This is a genomic window from Bradyrhizobium sp. I71 (assembly GCF_022354745.1).
Classification (GTDB): domain Bacteria; phylum Pseudomonadota; class Alphaproteobacteria; order Rhizobiales; family Xanthobacteraceae; genus Bradyrhizobium; species Bradyrhizobium liaoningense.
Genome location: NZ_CP059398.1, coordinates 852607 through 875713 on the forward strand (window position 1 = coordinate 852607; position 23107 = coordinate 875713).

Annotated in this window: 26 protein-coding genes; 6 read left to right on the forward strand and 20 right to left on the reverse strand. The window is 65.8% G+C overall.

From position 1 onward, the window contains the following. Positions 1 to 15 precede the first annotated feature (15 nt). On the forward strand, positions 16 to 1905 hold the full coding sequence (locus FJV43_RS04280) for an adenylate/guanylate cyclase domain-containing protein (protein WP_239624873.1): 1890 nt from the start codon (positions 16 to 18) through the stop codon (positions 1903 to 1905). A gap of 6 nt (positions 1906 to 1911) precedes the next feature. Here the strand turns inward: FJV43_RS04280 and FJV43_RS04285 are convergent, their stop codons facing one another. From FJV43_RS04285 to FJV43_RS04300, 4 genes are all read right to left on the reverse strand, one after another. Continuing rightward, a complete protein-coding gene (locus tag FJV43_RS04285) occupies positions 1912 to 3414 on the reverse strand; it encodes a glycosyltransferase family 39 protein (protein ID WP_239624875.1) in 1503 nt (500 codons plus the stop codon). 6 nt (positions 3415 to 3420) lie between these two features. After that, positions 3421 to 4554, reverse strand: coding sequence for a glycosyltransferase family 2 protein (locus FJV43_RS04290; protein ID WP_028177350.1), 1134 nt, complete (start codon positions 4552 to 4554; stop codon positions 3421 to 3423). Between the two features lie 239 nt (positions 4555 to 4793). Next, the gene (locus FJV43_RS04295) at positions 4794 to 4991 is read right to left on the reverse strand and encodes a hypothetical protein (RefSeq protein WP_239624876.1); all 198 of its coding nucleotides are present in this window, start codon (positions 4989 to 4991) and stop codon (positions 4794 to 4796) included. Positions 4992 to 5156: 165 nt separating this feature from the next. Then, entirely contained in the window at positions 5157 to 5537 is a 381-nt protein-coding gene (locus tag FJV43_RS04300; protein ID WP_239624878.1) for a hypothetical protein, read from the reverse strand. Positions 5538 to 5651: 114 nt separating this feature from the next. On the opposite strand from FJV43_RS04300, the gene FJV43_RS04305 reads away from it, so the two are divergent. Together FJV43_RS04305 and FJV43_RS04310 are read left to right on the forward strand one after the other, a co-directional pair. Further along, positions 5652 to 6473, forward strand: a complete 822-nt coding sequence (locus tag FJV43_RS04305; protein ID WP_239624880.1) for a DUF72 domain-containing protein — start codon at positions 5652 to 5654, stop codon at positions 6471 to 6473. Between the two features lie 7 nt (positions 6474 to 6480). Next, the gene (locus FJV43_RS04310; RefSeq protein WP_239624882.1) at positions 6481 to 6942 is read left to right on the forward strand and encodes a DUF488 domain-containing protein; all 462 of its coding nucleotides are present in this window, start codon (positions 6481 to 6483) and stop codon (positions 6940 to 6942) included. A 109-nt stretch (positions 6943 to 7051) separates the two neighbouring features. Here FJV43_RS04310 and FJV43_RS04315 read toward each other — a convergent pair whose 3' ends face one another. The 6 genes from FJV43_RS04315 to FJV43_RS04340 all read right to left on the reverse strand — a co-directional run bounded on the left by FJV43_RS04315 (position 7052) and on the right by FJV43_RS04340 (position 13100). Then, positions 7052 to 7966 (reverse strand): PhzF family phenazine biosynthesis protein, encoded by a 915-nt coding sequence (locus FJV43_RS04315; protein WP_239624883.1) that lies wholly within the window; start codon positions 7964 to 7966, stop codon positions 7052 to 7054. Between the two features lie 152 nt (positions 7967 to 8118). After that, positions 8119 to 9426, reverse strand: a complete 1308-nt coding sequence (locus FJV43_RS04320; protein ID WP_239629312.1) for an adenylate/guanylate cyclase domain-containing protein — start codon at positions 9424 to 9426, stop codon at positions 8119 to 8121. Between the two features lie 104 nt (positions 9427 to 9530). Beyond that, the gene (locus FJV43_RS04325; RefSeq protein ID WP_239624885.1) at positions 9531 to 10694 is read right to left on the reverse strand and encodes an ABC transporter permease; all 1164 of its coding nucleotides are present in this window, start codon (positions 10692 to 10694) and stop codon (positions 9531 to 9533) included. Further along, a complete protein-coding gene (locus tag FJV43_RS04330) occupies positions 10691 to 11623 on the reverse strand; it encodes an ABC transporter ATP-binding protein (RefSeq protein ID WP_239624887.1) in 933 nt (310 codons plus the stop codon). The genes FJV43_RS04325 and FJV43_RS04330 overlap by 4 nt, the downstream gene beginning before the upstream one ends. Next, a complete protein-coding gene (locus tag FJV43_RS04335) occupies positions 11620 to 12408 on the reverse strand; it encodes an efflux RND transporter periplasmic adaptor subunit (RefSeq protein ID WP_239624889.1) in 789 nt (262 codons plus the stop codon). Before FJV43_RS04335 ends, FJV43_RS04330 begins: the two co-directional genes overlap by 4 nt. Then, positions 12405 to 13100, reverse strand: a complete 696-nt coding sequence (locus FJV43_RS04340; protein ID WP_239624890.1) for a TetR/AcrR family transcriptional regulator — start codon at positions 13098 to 13100, stop codon at positions 12405 to 12407. Before FJV43_RS04340 ends, FJV43_RS04335 begins: the two co-directional genes overlap by 4 nt. A 109-nt stretch (positions 13101 to 13209) precedes the next feature. On the opposite strand from FJV43_RS04340, the gene FJV43_RS04345 reads away from it, so the two are divergent. The 3 genes from FJV43_RS04345 to FJV43_RS04355 are packed head-to-tail and all read left to right on the forward strand — an operon-like array spanning position 13210 to position 14432. Then, a complete protein-coding gene (locus FJV43_RS04345) occupies positions 13210 to 13545 on the forward strand; it encodes a metalloregulator ArsR/SmtB family transcription factor (RefSeq protein ID WP_239624892.1) in 336 nt (111 codons plus the stop codon). Continuing rightward, positions 13542 to 14003, forward strand: coding sequence for an SRPBCC domain-containing protein (locus FJV43_RS04350; protein WP_239624894.1), 462 nt, complete (start codon positions 13542 to 13544; stop codon positions 14001 to 14003). The genes FJV43_RS04345 and FJV43_RS04350 overlap by 4 nt, the downstream gene beginning before the upstream one ends. A gap of 15 nt (positions 14004 to 14018) precedes the next feature. Next, positions 14019 to 14432 carry a GFA family protein gene (locus FJV43_RS04355; RefSeq protein ID WP_239624895.1) on the forward strand — a complete coding sequence of 138 codons (414 nt, stop codon included), beginning with the start codon at positions 14019 to 14021 and terminating at the stop codon, positions 14430 to 14432. A 4-nt stretch (positions 14433 to 14436) separates the two neighbouring features. Here FJV43_RS04355 and adhP read toward each other — a convergent pair whose 3' ends face one another. The 10 genes from adhP to FJV43_RS04405 all read right to left on the reverse strand — a co-directional run bounded on the left by adhP (position 14437) and on the right by FJV43_RS04405 (position 23004). Further along, on the reverse strand, positions 14437 to 15462 hold the full coding sequence (gene adhP / locus FJV43_RS04360) for an alcohol dehydrogenase AdhP (protein ID WP_239624897.1): 1026 nt from the start codon (positions 15460 to 15462) through the stop codon (positions 14437 to 14439). Between the two features lie 137 nt (positions 15463 to 15599). After that, complete coding sequence (locus FJV43_RS04365; RefSeq protein WP_239624899.1) at positions 15600 to 16010, reverse strand: DUF2000 family protein; 411 nt, start codon at positions 16008 to 16010, stop codon at positions 15600 to 15602. 162 nt (positions 16011 to 16172) lie between these two features. Beyond that, entirely contained in the window at positions 16173 to 16562 is a 390-nt protein-coding gene (locus tag FJV43_RS04370; RefSeq protein ID WP_239624901.1) for a DUF4189 domain-containing protein, read from the reverse strand. A 196-nt stretch (positions 16563 to 16758) separates the two neighbouring features. Further along, on the reverse strand, positions 16759 to 18363 hold the full coding sequence (locus FJV43_RS04375) for a molybdopterin-binding/glycosyltransferase family 2 protein (RefSeq protein ID WP_239624902.1): 1605 nt from the start codon (positions 18361 to 18363) through the stop codon (positions 16759 to 16761). Next, the gene (locus tag FJV43_RS04380; protein WP_239624904.1) at positions 18360 to 19061 is read right to left on the reverse strand and encodes an XdhC family protein; all 702 of its coding nucleotides are present in this window, start codon (positions 19059 to 19061) and stop codon (positions 18360 to 18362) included. The genes FJV43_RS04375 and FJV43_RS04380 overlap by 4 nt, the downstream gene beginning before the upstream one ends. A gap of 2 nt (positions 19062 to 19063) precedes the next feature. Continuing rightward, positions 19064 to 19387: an XdhC family protein gene (locus tag FJV43_RS04385; protein ID WP_007602422.1), complete on the reverse strand. Its 324-nt coding sequence runs from the start codon at positions 19385 to 19387 to the stop codon at positions 19064 to 19066. 9 nt (positions 19388 to 19396) lie between these two features. Then, positions 19397 to 20599 (reverse strand): VWA domain-containing protein, encoded by a 1203-nt coding sequence (locus tag FJV43_RS04390; RefSeq protein ID WP_239624906.1) that lies wholly within the window; start codon positions 20597 to 20599, stop codon positions 19397 to 19399. Between the two features lie 99 nt (positions 20600 to 20698). Next, on the reverse strand, positions 20699 to 21622 hold the full coding sequence (locus tag FJV43_RS04395; RefSeq protein WP_061882914.1) for a MoxR family ATPase: 924 nt from the start codon (positions 21620 to 21622) through the stop codon (positions 20699 to 20701). 62 nt (positions 21623 to 21684) lie between these two features. Next, on the reverse strand, positions 21685 to 22491 hold the full coding sequence (locus FJV43_RS04400) for a xanthine dehydrogenase family protein subunit M (protein ID WP_239624908.1): 807 nt from the start codon (positions 22489 to 22491) through the stop codon (positions 21685 to 21687). A gap of 27 nt (positions 22492 to 22518) precedes the next feature. Continuing rightward, a complete protein-coding gene (locus FJV43_RS04405) occupies positions 22519 to 23004 on the reverse strand; it encodes a (2Fe-2S)-binding protein (protein WP_014494194.1) in 486 nt (161 codons plus the stop codon). Between the last annotated feature and the right edge of the window lie 103 nt (positions 23005 to 23107).

The window sequence follows — 23107 nt, forward strand, 5'->3', positions numbered from 1 at the left end:
TTGCAGAACGAGCGCATGCGCAGCCGACGCGTTCAGATCCTGGTGGCACTCGTCCTCACCGCGCTGTGGGGAGCGGGCATTTTTGCCGCGCACGCCAACGGCCGTCTGCGCTTTCTCGACCGCCTCGAAGCCACGCTGACGGATTGGCGCACGCAAGCCCGCGGCGTGCGGCGTCCACCCGACCTCGTCACCATCGTCGCGATCGACGACACCGTGGTGAAGCGCGGCGGCAGCTATCCGCTGCCGCGCGCCGATCTCGCCCGTGTCGTCGATACCATCGTGCAGTTCAAGCCGAAGGTCATCGGGATTGATCTCCTGCTCGTCGACCGCAGCGCTGCGATCGGCGATGCCACGCTCGCCAGCACGCTCGCCACCGGTCCCATGGTGCTCGCCGCCGCGGCGATCTTCCCCTCCGCCAGCGAAACCGTGGATCCGAGCAGCGAAGGTCCCCTCACCGTTCTGCCGCAGGCCGAGCGCTTCCTGCAGCCGTTGCCCGCATTCGCCGAACACGCCGAGGTCGGCGTCGTCAACGTCGCGACGGGACAATCGGGCTCACCGCTCTCGGTGCCGATGCTGTTCCGGACGCGCGACAAGGTCGAGCTGTCCTTCCCCTTGCGCGTCGCGGCCCGCGCGCTCGACCAGCCGCTGACGGTCGCGCCGGACCATCTCATGCTGGGCGATCGCGCGGTGCCGACCGACGGCGATCTGGCATTGCCGATCACCTATTACGGCCCGCGCCGCACGATCCGTACCGTCAGCGCACAGAGCATCTTCGACGGCACGCTCGATCGCGCGGCGATTGAGAACCGGATCGTCGTGATCGGCGCCTCGGTCGCCGGCGGCGGAGACTTCTATCCGACGCCCTTCGATTCCCTGATGCCCGGCGTCGAGGTGGTCTCGACCGCGATCACGCATCTCGTCGCCGGCGATGCCATGGTGCGCGACCGCAGGGTCCGTATTGCCGACGCGCTCACTGCGATCCTGCTGCCGATGCTATTGGTCGGGCTGCTCGCCTGGCGGCGTAGCGCGCTGGGCATCATGACGGCGGCCGCGGTGATGATCGCCTGGGCCGGGGTCAACCTGTTCGCGTTCACGCACGGTGTCTGGCTGAACGCCGCAACCACGCTCGCCGCGGCAATGCCGCCGGTTGCGGTCTTTGCCGGCGTGCAGCTGTGGGCCGGGGGCCGCCGCACGCAATATTTTGCCGCCAAGAGCAGGTCGCTTGCGCAATTCCAGGCTCCGGCGCTGCAGGAGTGGCTGGCGCGAGATCCGAACTTCCTGTCGAAGCCTGTCCGGCAGGATGCAGCCGTGGTCTTCGTCGATCTCTCCGGCTTCACCGGACTGAGCGAGCGGATCGATCCGGACGAACTCAGGACTCTCCTGAAGGCGTTTCATGCACTGATCGACAAGGCCGCGATCGCTTGCGACGGCATGATCACCGGCTTTCTCGGCGACGGCGCCATGATCCTGTTCGGGCTGCCGCACGCGATGCCCGACGACGCGGCGCGCGCGCTGAAATGCGCGATCGATCTGCATCGCGGCCTCGAACGCTGGATCGCTTCGCTGCCGCCGGCGATCGCAGGTCAGCTCGGTTTCAAGATCGGTGCGCATTGCGGCCCGATCGTCGCGTCCCGGCTCGGCGAAAGCCATCAGCACATCACGGCGACAGGCGATACCGTCAATGTCGCAAGCCGTCTGATGGAGATTGCCGCCCAGAACGATGCGCAGCTCGCGCTGAGCGATACGCTGCTCGACACTGCCGATTTCAGCGGCGCTCCCGACGGCGTCCTGTCCGGCCCCCTGCTCGCCCAGGTCCGCGGCCGCTCCGGCATCGTGACGGTCTGGTTCTGGCGCGACCGGGATGGGCCGGGTCAGGCCTCGACCAAGGCCGAGATGATCGGCTGAGGCCCGCTACCGCGCTTCCGGCGGCGGCGAGCGATCCAGCACCTCGCCCTTGGCGCCCTCGAGCAGGTCGATGCCGTAGGTCTCGACCACGAGCGGCCCGCGCTTGCGCTGCAATTGCACGATCTGCGTCACCTGCGCAAAGAGGGCATTGAGGGCTGGATGGCCTTCATGGCGCAGCTCGTCGACATAGAGCAGCTTGCCGGCGAGCAGCCTGGGATCGGGCTCGGGCATGTTGACCCAGCGGATGCGCTGGGTCTGCTGCGCAACGCAGGTGCCGCGCGGCAGATAGAATGCGAGCCAGCCCGTGGTGCCGTAGTCCTGCGCCAGCACGCAGGTCGCACCACTGCGCACGCGCACCGCTTCGATCTCGGCGGCAAGCTCGCGCCAGCCGACGCCGACGCTGCGCACCGTGGCATCGCGGCGATATCCGGACAGCCAGCCGGTATTGGCCTGCACGATCAGGGCTGCAAACATCACGATGCCTGTTGGCGCCGCCCAGCGCAGGCAGAAATCGACCAGGCGCCGCTGGCGTGGCTTCCACTGCACGAGGTTGGCGGCGGCCGCCGCGGCGATGACGAAAGGCGGATAGACCGGCGCAAACCAGTTGGCTTCGACGCGGGCATGCAGCGAATGCCAGATGAAATAGACGACGATGGTCCAGAACATCGTCTCGATCAGCACGCGCGAGGCCAGCGCGCCGGCGCGCCGCCAGGTCAGCGCGTGCAGGCCCATCGCGCCGAGGATGAAGACCAGCGGCGTCGCGAACGCGATCTGGGTCGGGATCAGTTCGGCGATGAAGACGGGGCGGAAGTCCTCGATCCTGGCGCGGCCGAGCTGCTTTGTGAACGAGACCCATTGATGGTCCGCATTCCACAGGATCACCGGCGAGAACAGCGCCAAGGCAACGAGGCCGCCGAGATAGGGCCAGGGCGAGAGAAACCAGCGCCTGAGCTTCGGCACGGCCGCGAGCCAGATCAGGATCGCCGGCCCAAAGAACATCGCGGTGTATTTCGACAGCAGTGCCGCGCCAACCGCCGCACCGACTGCGAGCCACCAGGCGCCCCGGCCGGTCTCCAGCACCTTGGCGAGGAAGAACAGCACGAAGCTGGAGGCGACCAGCAGCGGCGCATCGGGCGTGACGATCAGCGTGCCGACGGAGGCCAGCAGCGTCACGTTGAGCAGGATGGCGCTGGTCGCGGCCACGCGCGCGCCGCCGAACAGGATCGCGGCAGAGCGATAGACCGCATAGCTCATCGGCAGCGCCAGCAGGATCGAGACGAGGCGGACGCCGAGCTCGGTATCGCTGGCAATCATGGTGCCGGCGCGGATCACATAGGCGACCATCGGCGGGTGGTCGTAATAACCGCCCGCCAGATTCTTCGACCACATCCAGTAATAGGCTTCGTCGAACGTGATCGGCGTGAATGCGGCCGCAACGAGCCGCAATCCGATCAGCGCGAGAATCAGCAGCGCGGTGTTGCGGACGATCCGCGCGTCGACCCCGCCCATCGCGTGCTATTTCTTGCGCCAGACGAACAGTCCGGACATCGCGTAGTTCCACACCACGCCCATCAGCGCGCCGGCCATGCCGGCCAGCCACCAGATCGGCTCCTGGTCGTACACCGAGAAGGCGACGCCGACATTGGCGAGCAGGCCGACGCTGCATACGATGTAGAAGGCGATGAGACCGCGCAGCAGCGCAAAGCCCTTCAGCCGCTGGTCGCGATAGGTGAGGAAGTTGTTGAGGATGAAATTGCTGGTCATGGCGACGATGGCGCCGGCGGCCTGCGCCTCCGCGAACGGCGCGTTGAACAGCTGAAGCGCGATGAACAGCGTGGTCAAGTGCACCACGAGGCCGATGCCGCCGACCATGGCGAACAGGATGAAGCGCAGCGAGACGATGTCGTTGGTCAGCTTGGCCAGCACGAGACCCAGGAAATCGAGTGCGACCATGGAATCGAGCTTGCTCTCGCCGTGCTGGCGGGCGCCGAACGTGTAGGGGATCTCGACAGCGCGCAAGCTGCCGTGCGCGCTCGCGACGACGTCGAGCAGGATCTTGAAGCCGTGCACGGAGAGCTTTGGCGCGAGCTGCTCGAAACGGTCGCGGCGAATCATGAAGAAGCCGCTCATGGGATCTGCGATCTCGACCCGCAGCATCTTCCTGGCGACCTCGGTCGCGAGCGCACTGGCTCCGGCGCGCTGCTTGTTGAAGCCTTCGCTCTTGTAGCCCTCGATGTAGCGGCTGCCGACCACGAGGTCGGCCTGATCGCTGGCGAGGAGCAACAGCATCTTCGGCAGCTGCGTCTCGTCGTGCTGGAGGTCGGCATCGATCACGGCCACATAGGGAGCGCTCGAGGCGAGGATGCCCTCGATGCAGGCGCCCGAGAGGCCTCGACGGCCGATGCGGCGGACACAGCGCACGCGGCTGTCGCGCTGCGCCAGCGCGCGCACGACGTCCCAGGTGCCGTCGGGCGAGTTGTCGTCGACGAACACGACTTCCCACGCGATATTGGCGAGCGTCGCCTCCAGCCGCCGGTACAGCACCGTGACGTTGTCGCGCTCGTTGAAGGTCGGGACGATGACCGACAGTTCCGGCCCCTCTTGAGCCTGCGGCGGGATGTCGGCGCCGGGTCTGATCGCTTCGTTCATGACGGCAGCGTATATCCGCCGCGTCCTGCGCTGCCAAGCCGGGGTCTCTGGGGAACGGCCGAAAAGGGGTTCTAAAATGCCAACGACCCCGGAACGGCGGACCTGCGCGTACATCCGGCGCAGGTCTGAGCTATTCCAAGGTCGTCCCAGCGACGGAGCTCTTCGCTCGACGTCGCCGTTACAGGCTAGATGGGGACGGCAGAAGCGCTTCGCAAGGGGCAGAAAGCTCGTTTCCTGCCCTATTGGTTGGGCACTTCCCGGATTATCGGGCCGCGCGGCGCGGGCGCGGCGGGAGCGGCCGGTGCCGCCGCCGGCTCGACTTTCGCCGGCCTGGGCGGCTTGCCGTACTGGCCGATCGGCCCGAACACGACGGCAGCCGCAAGCACGATCGCCGCCACGATCGCCCCCAGAATGCCCCCCATCGACTCAGACGACATGCAAGTCCTTCCCTGCTCCAGATGCGGCGAGTGATACCATGGATCAGCGCGCGGCCGGAAGAGCTGCCGAAAAGCGCGAATAGCGAATGGGGAGTAGCGAGTCGGGAAACCGGCCTCCTGCCCCTATTCGCTATTCGCTATTCGCTATTCGCCACTCCCTGCTCGCTATCTCGCGGGCGGCCGGTGCTTGACGAAGGCCATCACGATGTCCTTCTGCGCCGCCTCCACCGCCCTGTTCGCGGTGGCGAGATGGGCGCCGGCATCGATGTTCGGATACTGCGTGGTGAGATAGTCGAGCAGCGCGACCCGGTAATATTGCCGCTCCGATGGACAGGCACCCGCAACCGAGCGGCCGAAATCCTGCTCCGACAGGCCTTGATTGGAGTCGCGCGAATATTCCCGCGCCAGGCAATGCCAGTAATCGTCGCGGCCCTGCTGGGCAAGCTTCTGTGCGCTTCGCGCGTCGTCGTCATCGGCCAAGGCGGGCCATGTCATGGCAGCAGATGTCATCATGACGAGCGCGGCTCCCACCGACAGCATCCGCATCTTGTTCTCCTTTTTTCGCGGGTCCGGGCGCAAGCTTAGACGGGGTGGACCAACTGGCCAATCACAACTGGTTTGACTAGGATGGGGTCCCTCCCCGTCGATGCGAGAAATTCCGTGGCCAAAGCAAAAACCGCGTCAAAAAAATCCGGCAACATCTTCATCGGCATCGGCGGCTGGACCTTCGAGCCCTGGCGCGGCGTGTTCTATCCGGACAAGCTGGCGCAGGCGAAGGAGCTGTCCTATGCCGCCTCGAAGCTGACCTCGATCGAAATCAACGGCACCTATTACGGCTCGCAGAAGCCGGAGAGCTTTCGCAAATGGGCGAGCGAAGTTCCTGATGGTTTCGTGTTCTCGGTGAAGGGACCGCGCTTCGCCACCAACCGCCGCGTGCTCGCCGAGGCCGGCGATTCCATCAAGCGGTTCTATGATTCCGGCGTGCTGGAACTCGGCGACCATCTCGGGCCGGTGCTCTGGCAGTTCGCCCCGACCAAGAAATTCGACGGCGCCGATTTTGGAAAATTCCTCGAGCTGTTGCCGCGCAAGCTCGACGGGCGCGCGCTGCGCCATGTCGTGGAAGTGCGCCATGACAGCTTCTGCACGCCGGACTTCGTCGCGCTGATCCGCGAGTTCGAGACGCCCGTGGTGTTCGCCGAGCACGGCAAATATCCGGCCATCGCCGATGTCGCCGGCGATTTCGTCTATGCAAGGCTCCAGAAGGGCAATGACGAGATCAAGACCTGCTATCCGCCGAAGCAGCTCGATGCCTGGGCCAAGCGCTTGCAGGACTGGGCTTCGGGCGGTGAACCCGACGACCTTCCGAAGGTCGACAAGGGCAAGCCGAAGAAGGAGCCGCGGGACGTGTTCGCCTATGTCATCCACGAGGGCAAGGTGCGCGCGCCCGCCGGCGCCATGGAACTGATCGCGCGGGTGAGCTGAGGGCTACATGGCAAAGGCGAGGAAGCTCTTCACCATCGGCTACGAGCAGACGCCGCCGAAGGCCGTGCTGGACGAACTGGAAGAGGCCGGCGTCAAGCTCGTGGTCGACGTGCGCGCGGTGACGTCATCGCGCCGGCCGGGCTTTTCCAAGAAGCAGCTGTCGGCAGGCCTCGACGAGCGCGGCATCGCCTATGTCCATCTCGCCGCGCTCGGCACGCCGAAAGAGGGCCGCCTCGCCGCCCGCAGCGGACAGTACGACGTGCTGGAGACAATCTACGCAAAGCACCTGAAAACGCCGCAGGCGCGGGAAGAGATGGACGAGCTCTCGGCGCTGGTGAAGAAGGCCGGCCCCGTCTGCCTGCTCTGCTACGAGCGCGACCACACCCACTGCCACCGCCAGATGATCGCGGAAATCATCGAGGAGCGCGACGGGGTGGCGGTGAAGAATCTGGCGGGACGGCAGGCCTGAACGACTTTCTCCGTCATGGCCGGGCTCGTCCCGGCCATCCACGTTCTTCTTCCCAGTGGTCAGGACGTGGATGCCCGGGACAAGCCCGGGCATGACGATGGACGGAGTCTCAACCCTCCCCCACCAGCCGGAACGTCCCCTCCATCATCTGCACGCAGCTCCCGCCGACATGGGCGGAGACGATCTTGCCGTCCTGCTTGCGCACGCGGGTGAGAAGCATGCTCGGACGGCCCATGTCAAAGCCCTGGCCGATGGTGAGCTTCAATTCGCCGTCACGCGTGGGATCGAGATCGGCGAACAGCGCGGCGGCGGCGACCGTCGCGCTGCCGGTGGCGGGGTCCTCGATCAGGCCGCTTGCGCCGGGAAAGAACATCCGCGCCTGACGCTCGCAGGGCGCCTCCGCTGCCGGCACGTCGCGCGTGTAGAAGTAGACCGAGAAAGCGCCGTCGCACGGGAGCATCCGGCCAAACGCTGCCGCGTCGGGCTTGGCCCTGCGCACGGCTTCGCGCGATCCCACCTCCGCCACCACGAAAGGCGTTCCGACGCCGACGACTTGCGGCGCATGATGATCGGTCTTGATGTCATCCGCCGCCAGGGAAATGCAGGCAGCGACGTCGGCCGCGGACAGCTGCGCAAGCCTCGCCAGTTTCTGTGGCGCGGTGAGCTCGGCGCTGGTCACCCTGCCCTGCTCCCGCACGATATCGACCGGGACCAGACCGGCCTTCTCCTCGAACAGCAGCCGCGGCTTCGACTCTTTCGCGATCGTCGCCAGCACGAAGGCCGTGCCGACATTGGGATGGCCTGCGAACGGCAGCTCCCGGACCGGGGTGAAGATGCGTACCTCCGCGTCGTTGGCCTTGTCGCGCGGCGGCAGCACGAATGTCGTCTCGGAATAGTTGAACTCGGTGGTGATCGACTGCATCTGCGCGGTCGAGAGCCCGCCGGCATCGAGCACCACGGCGAGCTGGTTGCCGCCGAAGGCGCGATCGGTGAACACGTCGACGGTGATGTAGCGGCGCTGCATCGTCTCTTCCTCATGCAAGTGACGGCCGCGACCGGCCGCTTCGCCGGCACTCTACAAGCCGGCTGCATCGCTCGTCATGTCCCAAAATTCGGAGCAATCGGAGCAATCGCCGATGATGGAAGAGACCTGCGTGCGGCGACACATGATGCGCGCTACCCCAGCTGAAACACCCGCATCTTCTGCACGTAGCCGCGCACTTCGACTTCACCGAGCGCGACGGCGTCGCTGCCGTCCTCGCCCAGCGCCTCGCGCACAGATGCGGAGATCAGGAGCTGCGAACCGAACTCCTTGTTCAGCGCCTCCAGGCGCGAGGCGAAGTTCACGGTATCGCCGATGACGGTGTATTCCTTGCGCCGGGGCGAGCCGATGTTGCCGGCAACGACCTCGCCGAAATGGATGCCGATGCCGATGCGAAGCGGCCAACTCGTCTGTGCGTTGATGCGGTCCATCGCGATCAGCATCTCGCGGCCGGCGGCGACCGCCCGCTGGGCGGCATCGGAGGCCTCCAGCGGCGCGCCGAACAACGCCAGAAAGCCGTCGCCCAGAAACTTGTTCACGATGCCGCCGTGACGATCGAGGATGTCGACCAGGACCGCAAAGGCGCCGTCGAGCCGATCGACCACCTCCTGCGGGGTGCGCGACTGCGCGCCGGCGGTGAAGCCGCGGAAATCGACGAACATCACCGCGACACGGCGGAGATCGCCGCCCGCGCTGGCTCCGGCGGCCATCAGCCGCTCCACCACCTGGGGGGAGACGTGCTGCCCGAACAGGTTCGTCACGCGGTCGCGCGCGGTCGCTGCCGCAATACTCGCGGCGAATTGCCGCCGCAATTGCGCTCCGACGGCACCCGCCAGCACGCCGCAGATCAGGATGACCACGCTGCGCACGGCGTGGAAGTAGATCAGGGGCTCGCCGGTCTCGCTCGTCGGATTGTAGTACAGCGCGGCCGTCAGAAGCCCGGCGGCAGCCACGAAACCCGTGAATGTGGAAAGCCAGAAATCAAGCCGCAGAGTCGAGAGGATGATGAAGATGAAGTACATGAGCGGTACTGCGAAACCGAGAGCCTGGCTCGCGCCCATGGACCGGATTTGCAGGATGAGGATGACGGTCGGCAGCGAGGTCTCGATCAGCGCGCCGATATAGCGCCTGATCACCGGCAGGTCGCGATCGAGGCGGAGATTCTTCCTGATCTGGGTGTGGACCCAGACCTCGAACAGGATGAAGCCGAGGAGAAGGCCGTAGACATGGATGATCCCTTCCGTCCCGCGCCAGACCCGGTTCACCACAGTGGGATCGAGCAAATAGATCGCGGTGAGGAACAACATCATGACGCACCCCGTCAGGATCAGCGCCCGCACCCGCAACAGCTCGGTGCGCAGCACTTCCCGCGTCAGCTCGCGCTCGAAATCCTTTGAGAGGACGGCATGCTGCCGTGTCTTCCTGCTCGCAAAACGAACCATCATCCCCCCTTGTCATTCCGGGACACGCGCAGCGTGAACCCGGAATCTCGAGATTCCGGGTTCACGCTTCGTGCGTCCCGGAATGACATCGAGGACAGTTTGCCTCAATCCAGCGTGCGACGGAAGCGCGTCACGGCGATGGTCATGGCGAGCAGCATCAGGGCCGCCAGCGCCAGCGTGTCGAAGTGCAGGTTCTGCATGGTCGCGCCCTTCAGCATGATGGCACGGACGATGCGCAGATAGTGGGTCAGCGGCAGGCCCTCGCCGAGATATTGCGCCCACGCCGGCATGCCGGCAAACGGGAACATGAAGCCGGAGAGCAAGATGCTGGGCAGGAAGAACATCATCGACATCTGCATCGCCTGGAGCTGGTTCTGCACCAGGGTCGAGATGGTGTAGCCGATCGACAGATTGGTGGTGATGAACAGCGTCGAGAGCAGCGCCAGCAGGACGAGGTTGCCGAGCACGGGCACGCCGAACAGGCCGACGCCGATGCTGATGATCAGGAAGGCCTGGACGAAGCCGACCAGCACGTAAGGGATGATCTTGCCGAGCATCACCTCGACCGGCCTGATCGGCATCGACAGCAGGCTCTCCATGGTGCCGCGCTCGACCTCGCGCGTGACCGACAGCGCGGTGAAGATCAGCATAGTCATGGTCAGGATGGTGCCGACCAACCCCGGCACGATGTTGAGGCTGGAGGCCGCGGCCGGATTGTAGCGCGCGTGCGCGCGGATCTCGAACGGCATCTCCGGGGGATCGCCGATGTAGAGATCGTGCTTGAGCGCGGTCTGCACGACCATGCCGAGCGAACCGATCGCCGCGCTCGCCGCGACCGGGTCCGTGGCATCGGCGGCGACCAGCAGCGCCGGCTTGTCGCCGCGCCGCACCGCCCGCTCGAAGCCGCGCGGGATCTCGACACCGAACAGCACCTTGCCGGATTTCAGCAGGTTGTCGAAATCGTCGACGTCGTGCACTTCATAGAGGAAGCGGAAATAGGCGGTGTTCTCCAGTGCCTTCAGGATCGAGCGGGCGAGATCGGAGTCCTCCTGGAGCAGCACGGCGCTCGGCAGATGGCGCGGCGTGGTGTTGATGGCATAGCCGAACAGCATCAGCTGCATCACGGGCAACATCACGATCATCGCGAACGAGACGCGATCGCGCTTGAGCTGGATGAACTCCTTGACCAGCATCGCATAGGAGCGCCGCAGAAAGCCGAAGCGCTCGCGGATCTCGCGTCGGGGTGCGGGATGGTCGACGGCGCTCATTGGAAGTTGTCCTTGGAGCGCCCCATCAGCTCGATGAACACGTCTTCGAGCGACGGTTGCGACTTCTGCCAGCGCAGTCCGCCCTTCTCGCGCCAGGGCGCGATGCTGCCTTCGAGCGCCGCGACGTCGCGGCCGGAAACGTGCAGTGAGCTGCCGAACGGCGCCACCATGTCGATCCCGGGCTTGCCCGCGAGCGCGGCCGCAAGCTCGTTCAGTGCTTCGCCCGTGACGGTGTAGGTCGTCAGCGCGGATTTCGCGATCACCTCCTCCACCGTGCCGTGCGCCAGCAGATAGCCGTAGGCGATGTAGGCGATCTCGTGGCAGCGCTCGGCTTCATCCATGTAATGGGTCGAGACAAGCACCGTGAGGCCTTCGGCGGCGAGTGCGTGGATCTCGTTCCAGAAATCGCGCCGCGCCTTGGGATCGACGCCGGCGGTGGGCTCGTCGAGCAGCAACAATTGCGGATTGGGCAGCGTGCAGGCCCCCAGCGCCAGCCTCTGCTTCCAGCCGCCGGAGAGCTCGCCCGCAAGCTGCTCCTCGCGCCCCGAGAGCCCGAGCCGCCTGATCATGTCGCGTGCGGCGCCGCGCGCGTCAGTGACGCCATAGAGCCGCGCGACGAATTCGAGGTTCTCGCGCACCGAGAGGTCCTGGTACAGGCTGAAGCGCTGGGTCATGTAGCCGACCTGGCGCTTGATCTTCTCGGCATCGCGACGGATGTCGTAGCCGAGGCAGGTGCCCTCGCCGCTATCGGGCGTGAGCAGCCCGCAGAGGATGCGGATGGTCGTGGTCTTGCCCGAGCCGTTGGGTCCGAGGAAGCCGTAGATCGAGCCGCGCTTCACCTGCATCGACAGATCGTGCACGACCTCGCGGCCGCCGAACGACTTGGTCAGGCCCTTGACGTCGATCGCGATGCCGTTGCCGCTACTCATCGCTTGTCCGCCACGGGTGTCTTCGGATTGAGATAGACGTCGATCGGCTGTCCCACACGCAAGGCATCCGGACGAGAGGGCCGCGCCTGGATCAGATAGACGAGCTTGCTGCGCTCATCGAGGCTGTAGATGACAGGCGGGGTGTATTCGGCCGAGGTTGCGATGAAGTAGATCTTTGCGGTGAGGTCGGCCGCGCAATTGTCGCACGAGACGCGCACCGTGTCGCCGATCGCGAGCTTGGGCAATTCGGCTTCCGGCACGAAGAAACGCAGCTTCATGTTTCCGGGCGGCATGATCGACAGCACCGGACGCTGCGCCGCCACCATCTCGCCCTCGCGGAAATAGATCTGCTGAATGGTGCCGGCGACGGGCGCAAAGCCCTTGCGCCGCGCCATCCGCGTCTCCGACGTCGCCACCCGCGCTTCCGCGACGCGCAAGGCCGACACGGCGGCATCGAGATTGGCCTGCGTGCCCGAGCCGGTCTTGCTCAGCGAGGCCGCCCGGTCGTAGGTCTGCTGCGCGTTCGCCAGTGTCGCCTTGTTCTGGTTGAGATCGGCGCGCTGGAGATCGTCGTCGACGGAATAAAGGGCATCACCGACCTTGACCTCGTCGCCTTCGCGGACGTTGAGCTTGGTGACCCGCCCCGCTTCGTCCGGGCTGACGAAGATCATGTCGGCCTCGACCCAGCCCTGGAAGCCGGGATCGCGCCTTTCCTTGCATCCGGCAAGCCCGGTTGCGAGCACGACGACCAATGCCAAGACTGAAATTGCCTGCGACGACGTCATGTCGTGCTCCGTTCGCCAAAAATCAGATCGAGATGGACGCGCAGCATCTCTTGCGCGTCCAGCGGCGCGTGCCTCGCAAACAGGCTCTGCCAGATCACCGCGATCATCGCGGGTGCGACCAGGATCTGCGGATAGCGCGCGAGGTCCTTCTGCCGGATCTCGCCGCGGGCGATGCCGAGCTCGATCAGCGCGCGCATGGCGGCGATCCCGCGCGAGACGACCTCGCGGTAGTAGAAGTCGGCGACGGACGGAAAGCGCGGGCCCTCCGCCACGATCAGGCGCACCAGATCGCCGCGCCTCGTGCCGATCACCTCGTTCAGGAAGTTGCTCGCGAAAGCCTCGATCAGGTCGCGCACCGAGCCCGCCGGCGGCGGCAGCGTTGTCAGCCGTGCGACCACGGGAACGATGACGATACGCACCAGCTCCTCGAACATCGATTCCTTGTCCTTGAAGTGCAGGTAGATCGTGCCCTTTGCCACGCCGGCGCGCTTGGCGATGTCGTCGAGCCGCGTCGCCGCAAACCCGCGCGCGATGAATTCCTCCATCGCCGCTTCCACGATCGCCGCACGCCGCTCCGCCGCGCGCGTAGCGCGGTTCGAGGCAGGCGCCTCTTCGCCGCGAGCGGGCGCAGGGCCCTCGGCACTGGCGCGAGTTGCTGGCGGCAAGGCGGCTTTGGTCGGCTTCCTGGTCATTCGAAATATATGACTGACTGGTCAGTCATAGTCAAGCCCGACGAGAGCGACCGCCCCTTGCGATTAGATTAGTATTGACTAATGCATTAGTTAATGCTAATAGATTGGCATGATCAACGCCGCCCAAAACCCCGTCACCACCGTGATGCGCGCCCTCGCCGACCCGACACGGCGCGCCGTGTTCGAGCGCGTGTTCGAAAGCACGGAGATCAGCGTCGCCGAACTGACGCGCGGCAGCGGCGTCACTCAGGGCGCGATCTCGCAACACCTGAAGTCCCTCAAGCAGGCCGGTCTCGTCGCCGAGCGCGCAGAGGGCCGCAACGTCTATTACCGCGCCGCACCGCAAGGTCTCGAACCCCTGGTGACCTGGATGGATCATTACGGCGTCTTCTGGCGCGAGCGTTTCCAGACCCTGCGTGACCTCTTGAAGGAGATCGATCCGTGAGTGCTGCCGCGTTGAAAGCCGAAACAAGGGACATCGTCATCGACGAAGTCTTCCCTCACACGCCCGAGACGATCTGGAAGGCACTGACCAGCGCGCAGTTGATCGCGCGCTGGCTGATGCAGCCGACCGGCTTCGAGGCCGTCGAAGGCAACAGCTTCACGTTCCAGACCACGCCGGGCGGCAACTGGGACGGCGTGATCCATTGCCGGGTTCTGGAGGTCGTACCAAACCGCCGCCTTGTCTACGCCTGGAAGGGCGGCGATGAACGCAACGCCGGCTATGGCGCACCGCTCGACACCGTCGTGACGTGGTTGCTCACGCCGGTCGAAGGCGGCACGCGGATCCGCCTGGTCCATGCGGGCTTCGTCCTGCCGAGGAACGAGTCGGCCTACACGGTCATGAGCGGCGGCTGGAAGAAGGTTGTGCGCAAGCTCGACGAGATCAGCGGCGAAGAGTGAGTGGGAGATATCGCGATGGACAAGCCCTATACCGGCGGCTGCGCCTGCGGCGCGATCCGCTATTCGATTTCCGGCGAGCCGCTGTTCAGCAATCACTGCCAGTGCCGGGACTGCCAGCGGGAAAGCGGCAGCGGCCATGGCTCGTACGCGACATTCGCGCGCGCCGGCGTCACGCTGACCGGCGAAGCGAAGCATTGGGACATGGTCGCCGACAGCGGCAACGTCAAGACGCGCGGCTTCTGCACGCAATGCGGTGCGCCTGTCTACTTGACCTTCGCAGCGCATCCCGACGTGTTCACGATCCGCGCCGGAAGCCTCGACGAGCCCGCCCGCTACAGGCCGCAGGCAGTCACCTTCGCCGCGCGCGGTCATGACTGGGATCGCCTCGACCACGGCCTCGCGACGTTCGCGGGCATGCCGCCGGGATGAAGCGTCAGCCGAAGTCCAGCACCATGCGGCCCTCGATCTTGCCGGCCTTCATCCGATCGAAGACGTCGTTGATCTGCGCGAGCGGCACCTTGGCCACCTCGGCCTTCACCTTGCCGTCGGCGGCAAACGCGATGGCTTCGTCGAGGTCGCGCCTCGTACCGACGATGGAGCCGCGCACCGTGATGCGCTTGAGCACGACGTCGAAGATCGGCGTCGGGAATTCGCCCGGCGGCAGGCCGACGAGGCTGACGGTGCCCTTGCGGCGCACCATCTTCAGCGCCTGAGCGAACGCGGCAGTCGAGACGGCCGTCACCAGCACGCCATGAGCTCCGCCCCCGGTCGCGGCCAGCACCTTGTCAACAGCGCCGGCTGCGAGCGCATCGACCGCAAGATCGGCGCCAGCCTCACGTGCAAGCGCGAGCTTGTCCTCGGCAATGTCGACCGCGGCCACCTTGAGCCCCATCGCCTTGGCGTACTGGATCGCGACATGGCCGAGCCCGCCAACGCCTGAGATCACCACCCACTCGCCGGGCCTGGCCTCGGTCTCCTTCAATCCCTTGTAGGTAGTGACGCCGGCGCACAGGATCGGCGCGATGGCAGCAAAGTCCACCGTCGCCGGCAGCTTCGCGGCGAAGGCGGCCGAGGCGATGACATACTCGGCGAAGCCGCCGTTCACGCTATAGCCGGTATTGTGCTGGTGCTCGCACAATGTTTCCCAGCCGGTCTCGCAATATTCGCAAGCCATGCAGGCATCATGCAGCCAGGCGACGCCGACGGCATCTCCCACCTTCAGATTTTTCACGCCGGGCCCGAGCGCGGCGACGATGCCGGCGGCCTCATGGCCGGGGATGAAGGGCGGCACCGGCTTGACCGGCCAGTCGCCGGAGGCGGCGTGCAGATCGGTATGGCAGACGCCGCAGGCCTTGACCTTGACCAGGACCTCGCCGGGACCGGGCTGCGGCACCGGCACGTCCTCGATCACCAGCGGCTTGCCGAATTGCTTGACGATTGCGGCTTTCATGGTCGGCATATCTCTGCTCCTTCGCATTGCGAGCGGCAGAGTAGCGGCCGCGCGCGGCCGCCACTTGATCCGGGTCAAACCGCCCAATCATTGCGCAACCTGCCGCCGTCATGACAGTGCGGTGACAGGACTTCCGCAGGTGGACATCAGCTATGGAACTTCAGGCCGTCCACGATCTTGTCGATCACCTTGCGCTCGGCGCGCATGGCGATGCCGACGAGATTGAGTTCGGTGCGCGCCACTGCCCTCACCGCCTCGCGGTTGGCGGCATCGTGCGTGGTGCTGAACATGTCCTCGGTATAGACCGCCGGCATGACGTTGCGCGCGAGCGCGCGGTCCAGCGCGCGCGACAACGCCGGACCGTCGGCGCCATAGATCAGGATCGGCTGGCCGATCAGCGAGTGATATTTCGTGCCCGAGGCGTCTTCATAGGCTTCGCCGATGCATTCGGGAAAAGCGGCGGCGATGCCGCTGGTGAGAAAGGACGCGACGTTGAGCTTCTGCCAGGTCTGAAGATCGGTGCGGATCACGACCGCGATCTTGGTGTCGAACTGCATGGGGTTCCTCAGCTGTCATTCCGGGGCGCGCCATTTTGGCGCGAGCTACGGTGCGCAATTGCGCACCTGAGAATCCATCGCGCTACCGAGCAAGTGGACGAATGGATTCCGGGTTCGATGCTACGCATCGCCCCGGAATGACAGCAAGAGAGATGGATGGAATCAACCCTTGGCGTCGCAGGCCCAGGCGCGGATCACGCATTCCTTGCCGCCGTACTTGTAGCATTCGCGCGTGGCGGCATTGAGCGAAGCCGATATCTTCGGCTTGACGGCATAGCCGTAGGCACCGCAGGGATTGGTGAGATCGACCGACATCGCGGCGCAGGCGCGCTTCATCGTGACCGTCGTGCAATCGCCCTTGCACTGCTTCTGCGCCGCGGCGCGCGCTTCATGCTCGTGACCATAATCGAAGGCTTGGCCATAAGCACCGCATTTGCCGACCGCAAAGGCGCCGGCGGCATGGGCTTCGGTGATGTAACGGGCACCGGCGACACAGACGGACAGCGCAAAGAAAAACATCGCGCAACGGCGCGCGACGACGTTCGAAGGCATGAAAAACCCCTCCCCCCAAGGCAGGTCGAGGCGACTCTAAGCGGCGGTCGTTTCCAGATGGTGAACGGAGGGTTGAAATCGGCGGGCTTGGGAGATGCCGTCGGGTGGGCAAAGCGAAGCGTGCCCACCAATTGTAGATCGCAACGAAGAGATGGTGGGCACGGCGCTGCGCGCCTTTGCCCATCCTACGGCAGCGTCATCCGCCCCTTGCCGCTTCCAGCGCCTGCGGCGTGTCGATGTCGAGGAAGGCGCTCTCGCCCTCGACGGGCACTTCGGCGACCGCCTCGGTGTGCTTGGCGATCAGATGGCGCGCGCCGACGTCGCCGTCGAGCGTCATCAGCTCCTTGAAGAAGCGGCGCGACCACAGCACGGGATTGCCGCGGCGACCTTCGCTGACCGGCACGACGATGAGATTGCCGCGGTCGGGCGCAAAGCTGTCGATGAGGCGGTCGATCAGGCCGGCATCGATCAGCGGCATGTCGCCGAGGCACACCACGGCGCCGCCGCAGGTCTCCGGCACGGCCGCGATGCCCGCCTTGACCGAGCTGGCGATACCACCGGCGAAATCCGGATTGCGGACGAATTTCACCTTTAGGCCTTGCAGCGCCTGCTCGACGAGCTCCGCCTGGTGCCCGGTCACGACGATCACCTCGGATGCTTTCGAGGCCAGCGCCTGCTCGGTGGCAAGGCGCACCAGCTTCTTGCCGTCGAGCTCGGCGAGCAGCTTGTTCGGGCCGCCCATGCGGGTCGAACGGCCCGCCGCGAGCACGATGGCCGCGACCTGGCTGTTGCCCTCCGTCTCCGGCTGTGTGCGCGGCTGCGGCCGCGTCACGATCTCCATCAGGAGACCGCCGACGCCCATGCCCATCAGCTCGGACCGCGTCACCTTGATGCCGGCGAGGAGCCGCATCAAGACCCAGTCAAAACCGTTCTCGACCGGCGAGCGCGCACAACCCGGCGCGCCCAGCACCGGGACGCTGCCGGCGCGGGCGATCAGCAGCAGATTGCCGGGATCAACCGGCATGCCGAAATGCTCGATCTCGCCGCCGATGCCGGTAACGGCCGCGGGGATCACGTCGCGGCGATCGGCGATCGCAGAGGCGCCGAACACGATGACGAGCTCGGCACCGAGGCCCAGCACTTCCTTGATCGCGGCCGACAGCGCGTGCTCCTCATGCGGGACACGCCGCTCGGCGATGATGCCGGCGCCGGCCGGCGCCAGCCGCTCGGCGGTGACGCGCAGGGTCTTGTCGATCACCTTGGAGGACAGGCCCGGCAGCAGCGTCGAGACGACGCCGACGCGCTTGATCACGTAAGGCGCGACCTTCAGCACGTCCTTGCCGGCCGCCTTCACCGCCGCATCGCGCAACGCGCCCTCGACGCCGAACGGGATGATCTTGACGGTACCGACCATCTCGCCCTCGACCACCGGCTTGTAGGCGGTGAGCGTCGCGAAGGTGATGGCCTCGTCGACATTGTTGATGCGGTCGACCGCGGCGCGATCGATCACCAGCACGCCCGGGCGCGCAGCGAACAGATTGGCGCGCCCGGTGAAGGCGCGTTCGACATGGATACCCTCGCCGCCGACGGCGAGCGCGATGCTGGCAGCCGCGACGTCCTCGGAGACGTCGCCCGCCTCCATCCGCACCACGACGATGTCCTTGATGCCGGCACGCTCCAGCGCCTCGACCTCGGCGGCGCCGATCTTCGTGCCTTTCTTCAGCACCAGCGGCCCCTGGCGCAGGGTGTGGACGGTCACCCCGCCAATCGCATCCCTCGGGCTCGCTGGTCCGAATTTCATGCCGCCTCTTCTTTTTCTTTCGGAGGCAGCCGAAGCACGGCCGTGATCTCGGCCATGATCGCCACCGCGATCTCGGACGGCGACACCGCGCCGATCGGAAGGCCAATGGGCGCGTGGATGCGCGCGATGTCGCTTTCCCTGGCGCCCTGCGCCCGCAACCGGTCGGCCCGCTTGGCATGCGTCTTTCGCGAGCCGAGCGCGCCGATATAGAAGCAGTTGCGCTCGAAGGCGTGCAGCAGCGCGGGATCGTCGATCTTGGGATCGTGCGTCACCGCGACGAAGGCGGTGTAGGCATCGACGTTGAGCGGCGGCAGCGCCGTGTCGGGCCATTCGGCGATCAGCGGAATGTCCGGGAAGCGCTCCGGGCTTGCAAAGGCCGTGCGCGGATCGACCACGGTGACGTCGTAGCCGAGCGAGCGCGCCAGCGGCGCCAGCGCCTGGCTGATATGGACCGCGCCGACGATGACGAGCTTTGCCGTCGGCGCGTAGACGTTGAGGAACAGCTTCTTGCCGCCAGCCTCGACACTGGCGCTCTTGCCCATGCGAAGCTGCTTCTCCAGCTCGGTGCGCAGCGGATCCCTGGCAAAATCCTTGGCTTTGACCAGCCGCTGCTCGCCGCTCTCGGTGTCGGTCACCAGGATCACCGGCCGGCGCGCGGCGCGCTCGGCATTGAGTTCGTGCAGGATCTCGAGCTTCACGATTAACCGACCTTCTCGACGAAGACGCGGATGGTGCCGCCACAGGACAGCCCGACATTCCAGGCGGTCTCGTCGGCTACGCCGAACTCCAGCATCCTCGGTTTACCGCTCTGGATCACATCCATGGCCTCGGTCACCACGGCGCCCTCGACGCAGCCGCCGGAGACCGAGCCGAGGAAGGTGCCTTCGTCGTTGATGACGAGGCTCGAGCCCGCCGGGCGCGGCGCCGAACCCCAGGTCTCGACAACGGTGGCGAGCGCAACGCCACGACCGGCCTTCTGCCAGTCCTCCGCCGCCTTCAGGATATCCTCGTCGCGATCGAGCATGGGTGCCTCTCAAGCTGCGGAGCGGATCAGGCTGCGGTGATGCGGCGGCAGCGGCCGGGAGAGCGTCGTGATCAGCTCCTGGATCGAACTCAAATTATGTACCGGGCGGAATTCGTCAACGTGGGGAAGCATCATTTTGATGCCCTGCGCCTTGGCCTCGAAACCGCCGAACCGCAACAGCGGGTTGAGCCAGATCAGCCGCCGGCAGGACCGGTGCAGCCGGTCCATCTCGAAGGCCAGCTTGGAATCGGCTTCCCGTTCCAGCCCGTCGGAGATCAGCAGCACGATGGCGCCCTGGCTCAGCACCCGCCGCGCCCACAATTTGTTGAAGTTGTGCAGCGAGGCCGAGATCCGGGTGCCGCCGGCCCAGTCCTCGACCGAGGCCGAGCAGCTCGCCAGCGCCTCGTCGGGGTCGCGCTGGCGCAGCGCGCGGCTGACGTTGGTGAGACGGGTGCCGAACAGGAACACCGAGACGCGCTTGCGCGCGTCGGTGATGGCGTGGAGGAAGTGCAGGAACAGGCGGGTATACTCGCTCATCGAACCCGAGATATCGAGCAGCGCGACGATCGGCGCCGGCTTCTGGATCCGCCCGAGGCGATGGATGTCGATGATGTCGCCGCCGGTGCGGAGCGATGCGCGGAGCGTGCGGCGCAGGTCGAGCCGCAAGCCCCGGGCGTCGGGCTGGCGCCGGCGCGTCAGAAGCTCCGCCTGCGGCAGGTGCATCCGCTCGATGGCGCGGAGCGCCTCGGTGATCTCGGCCGCGCTCATCTGCGCGAAATCCTTCTTCTGAAGGATCTCCTTGTCGGAGACGGACAGGCGCAGATCCTGCTCCTGGTGCTGCGGCGTCTCGGTCATCCGCGGCTGCGACATCGCCTCCTGCACGCGGCGCGCACCCGCCTGCGGCTTCTTCTTGGCCTGCTCCGGCAGCGGCACCGAATCCAGCATGTGCTTCCATTCCTCCGAGGCGCGGAAGAACAGGTTGAAGGCCTGCTTGAAGATCAGCGCATGCTCGTGACGCTTGACGAAGATCGCCTCCAGCGTCGTGAAGACGTCGGCGCGGTTGCCGATGTCAATCACCTCCAGCGCATTCATGGCATCGATCACCGCACCCGGCCCGACGGGAATGCCGGCGGCACGCAGCGCGCGGGCAAAGCCGACGATGTTGTCGGCGAACTGCTCGGTTTGCTCCGGGGCAAGGTGGTTGATGGCCATGGTCTGTCGCCCCTGCCGTCATTCCGTGGCACGCGTAGCGTGAACCCGGAATCTCGAGGTTCCGGGTTCGATGCTACGCATCGCCCCGGAACGACCCAACTAATTCTCGCTCGTCGCTTCCTTCAGCACCTTCTGCAAGGCATCGCCCTGCATCCGGGTGATGTCGTCCTGATACTTGAGCAGCGCACCGAGCGTGTCGCCAACCACTTGCGGGGTCAGCGACCGGGCATCGAGCTCGGACAGGGCGGTGGCCCAGTCGATCGTCTCGGCGACACCCGGCGACTTGTAGAAATCCTGGTTGCGCAGCGCCTGCACGAAGCGCACGACCTGCTGCGACAGCTTGGCGGAGATGCCGGGCACGCGCGTCTTGACGATCGCAAGCTCACGCTCGGCGGCAGGATAATCCACCCAGTGATAGAGGCAGCGCCGCTTCAGCGCGTCATGGATCTCGCGGGTGCGGTTGGAGGTGATGATGACGATCGGCGGATGCGGCGCCTTCACGGTGCCGAATTCGGGGATGGTCACCTGGAAGTCGCTGAGGATCTCGAGCAGGTAGGCCTCAAACGCCTCGTCGGCGCGGTCGAGCTCGTCGATCAGCAGCACCGGCGGACCGGCGACGTCGGGCTCCAGGGCCTGAAGCAGCGGCCGCTTGATCATGTAGCGGTCGGCGAAGATATCGCTCGAGAGCTGGTCGCGATCGGTGTCGCCGGCGGCTTCCGCCATCCGGATCGCGATCATCTGCGCGGCGCTGTTCCACTCGTAGACCGCGGAGGAAACGTCGAGGCCTTCATAGCACTGGAGGCGGATCAGCTTCCGCCCCAGCGCCGCCGAGAGCACCTTGGCGATCTCGGTCTTGCCGACGCCGGCCTCGCCCTCCAAAAACAGCGGCCGGCCCATGCGCAAGGAGAGGTAGGTCACCGTCGCAAGCGACCGCTCGGCGAGGTAGCCCCGCGACGTCAGAAGTTCGAGCATCGCATCGACCGATGCCGGCAAAGCACCGGACGAATTGGGCGTTGAAGTCATGAGAAAGCCAGTCTTACTACGCCCTCATCGGGACATGTTCGGGGCCGATGCGTGAGGTCACCTCACGCCTTGGCGTTGGCGGCATCGACGGCACGCCGCGTCAGCACCCCGATGAGGTGCGCGCGGTATTCGGCGCTGCCGTGGATATCGCTGTTGAGACCTTCCGCCGGCACCGCGATGCCTTCCAGCGCCTTCGAGGCGAAGCGCTTCTTCAGGGCCTCCTCGAATGCGGTGACGCGGAACACGCCTTCGGAGCCTGCGCCGGTGACGGCAACGCGCACGTCCGAAGGACGCCGCGCCACGAACACACCGACCAGCGCATAACGAGAGGCCTGGTTGCGGAACTTGATGTAGGCTGCCTTTTTCGGCAGCGGAAACATCACCTTGGTGATGATCTCATCGGCTTCGAGCGCCGTGGTGAACAGGCCCTGGAAGAACTCTTCGGCCTTCAGGCGGCGCTTGTTGGTGACGATGGTGGCGCCCAGCGCCAGCACCGCGGCCGGATAGTCGGCGGTCGGATCGTTGTTGGCGAGCGAGCCGCCGATCGTGCCCTTGTGACGCACGGCCGGATCGCCGATCTGGCTGGCGAGATCCGCCAGCGCCGGGATCGCCTCACCGACGATGGCGGAGGTCGCGACCTCGGCGTGCCTGGCGGTGGCACCGATCACCAGCGAGCGGCCCTTCATCTCGATCGCGTTGAGCCCCTCGATATGGGAGAGGTCGACCAGATGCGGAGGGCTTGCGAGGCGCTGCTTCATGACGGGAATCAGCGTGTGGCCGCCGGCGATCACCTTGGCGTCTTCGTTCTTCACCAGGAGGTTGGCCGCCTGGCGAACCGTCCCAGGGCGATGATATTTGAATTCGTACATCTGGATGTCCTGATCGCGGGATGCGCGTTACGCGAGGTCGGATTTCGCCATCGCCTTTGCGCCGGCGGAAATCGAGGCGACGATGTTCTGATAGCCCGTGCAGCGGCAGAGATTACCTTCGAGCTCCTCGCGAATCGTGTGGTCGTCGAGTTCGTGGCCCTTGCGATGCACGATGTCGATCGCGGTCATGATCATGCCCGGCGTGCAGAAGCCACACTGCAGGCCATGGTGTTCGCGAAAGGCCTCCTGCATCGGATGCAGCGGTGCGCCGTCGGCGGCCAGCCCCTCGATCGTCTTGACCTCGTGGCCATCGGCCATCACCGCAAGCGTGGTGCAGGACTTCACGGCCTTGCCGTCGAGATGCACGACGCAGGCGCCGCACTGCGAGGTGTCGCAGCCGACATGGGTGCCGGTCAGCCGCAGATTCTCGCGCAGAAACTGCACCAGAAGCGTGCGTGGATCGACATTGGCCGTCACAGGATTGCCGTTCACGATGAGGGAGATTTTTGCCATAAGCACTCTCTATCAGCGCCCCGACGGGTCCCGTCGAAGCGGTTCTTATAATTATTCCAACCCATCATATGGGCCAATATGCCCGGGGGCAACATCGCCCGGA

What these genes read in the sequence shown, in the direction of transcription:
- FJV43_RS04315 (WP_239624883.1), bottom strand. Translation starts at nt 7,966, where the DNA reads ATGCAGCGCCGCTACATCACCGTCGACGTGTTCACCGATCGCGCCTTC.
- FJV43_RS04400 (WP_239624908.1), bottom strand. Translation starts at nt 22,491, where the DNA reads ATGTACGAATTCAAATATCATCGCCCTGGGACGGTTCGCCAGGCGGCC.
- FJV43_RS04370 (WP_239624901.1), bottom strand. Translation starts at nt 16,562, where the DNA reads ATGCCTTCGAACGTCGTCGCGCGCCGTTGCGCGATGTTTTTCTTTGCG.
- FJV43_RS04335 (WP_239624889.1), bottom strand. Translation starts at nt 12,408, where the DNA reads ATGACGTCGTCGCAGGCAATTTCAGTCTTGGCATTGGTCGTCGTGCTC.
- FJV43_RS04330 (WP_239624887.1), bottom strand. Translation starts at nt 11,623, where the DNA reads ATGAGTAGCGGCAACGGCATCGCGATCGACGTCAAGGGCCTGACCAAG.
- FJV43_RS04300 (WP_239624878.1), bottom strand. Translation starts at nt 5,537, where the DNA reads ATGCGGATGCTGTCGGTGGGAGCCGCGCTCGTCATGATGACATCTGCT.
- FJV43_RS04365 (WP_239624899.1), bottom strand. Translation starts at nt 16,010, where the DNA reads ATGCAGTTCGACACCAAGATCGCGGTCGTGATCCGCACCGATCTTCAG.
- FJV43_RS04290 (WP_028177350.1), bottom strand. Translation starts at nt 4,554, where the DNA reads ATGAACGAAGCGATCAGACCCGGCGCCGACATCCCGCCGCAGGCTCAA.
- adhP (WP_239624897.1), bottom strand. Translation starts at nt 15,462, where the DNA reads ATGCCGACCATGAAAGCCGCAATCGTCAAGCAATTCGGCAAGCCGCTG.
- FJV43_RS04295 (WP_239624876.1), bottom strand. Translation starts at nt 4,991, where the DNA reads ATGTCGTCTGAGTCGATGGGGGGCATTCTGGGGGCGATCGTGGCGGCG.
- FJV43_RS04325 (WP_239624885.1), bottom strand. Translation starts at nt 10,694, where the DNA reads ATGAGCGCCGTCGACCATCCCGCACCCCGACGCGAGATCCGCGAGCGC.
- FJV43_RS04355 (WP_239624895.1), top strand. Translation starts at nt 14,019, where the DNA reads ATGGACAAGCCCTATACCGGCGGCTGCGCCTGCGGCGCGATCCGCTAT.
- FJV43_RS04280 (WP_239624873.1), top strand. Translation starts at nt 16, where the DNA reads ATGCGCAGCCGACGCGTTCAGATCCTGGTGGCACTCGTCCTCACCGCG.
- FJV43_RS04405 (WP_014494194.1), bottom strand. Translation starts at nt 23,004, where the DNA reads ATGGCAAAAATCTCCCTCATCGTGAACGGCAATCCTGTGACGGCCAAT.
- FJV43_RS04340 (WP_239624890.1), bottom strand. Translation starts at nt 13,100, where the DNA reads ATGACCAGGAAGCCGACCAAAGCCGCCTTGCCGCCAGCAACTCGCGCC.
- FJV43_RS04320 (WP_239629312.1), bottom strand. Translation starts at nt 9,426, where the DNA reads ATGGTTCGTTTTGCGAGCAGGAAGACACGGCAGCATGCCGTCCTCTCA.
- FJV43_RS04390 (WP_239624906.1), bottom strand. Translation starts at nt 20,599, where the DNA reads ATGGCCATCAACCACCTTGCCCCGGAGCAAACCGAGCAGTTCGCCGAC.
- FJV43_RS04375 (WP_239624902.1), bottom strand. Translation starts at nt 18,363, where the DNA reads ATGAAATTCGGACCAGCGAGCCCGAGGGATGCGATTGGCGGGGTGACC.
- FJV43_RS04310 (WP_239624882.1), top strand. Translation starts at nt 6,481, where the DNA reads ATGGCAAAGGCGAGGAAGCTCTTCACCATCGGCTACGAGCAGACGCCG.
- FJV43_RS04345 (WP_239624892.1), top strand. Translation starts at nt 13,210, where the DNA reads ATGATCAACGCCGCCCAAAACCCCGTCACCACCGTGATGCGCGCCCTC.
- FJV43_RS04285 (WP_239624875.1), bottom strand. Translation starts at nt 3,414, where the DNA reads ATGGGCGGGGTCGACGCGCGGATCGTCCGCAACACCGCGCTGCTGATT.
- FJV43_RS04385 (WP_007602422.1), bottom strand. Translation starts at nt 19,387, where the DNA reads ATGCTCGATCGCGACGAGGATATCCTGAAGGCGGCGGAGGACTGGCAG.
- FJV43_RS04395 (WP_061882914.1), bottom strand. Translation starts at nt 21,622, where the DNA reads ATGACTTCAACGCCCAATTCGTCCGGTGCTTTGCCGGCATCGGTCGAT.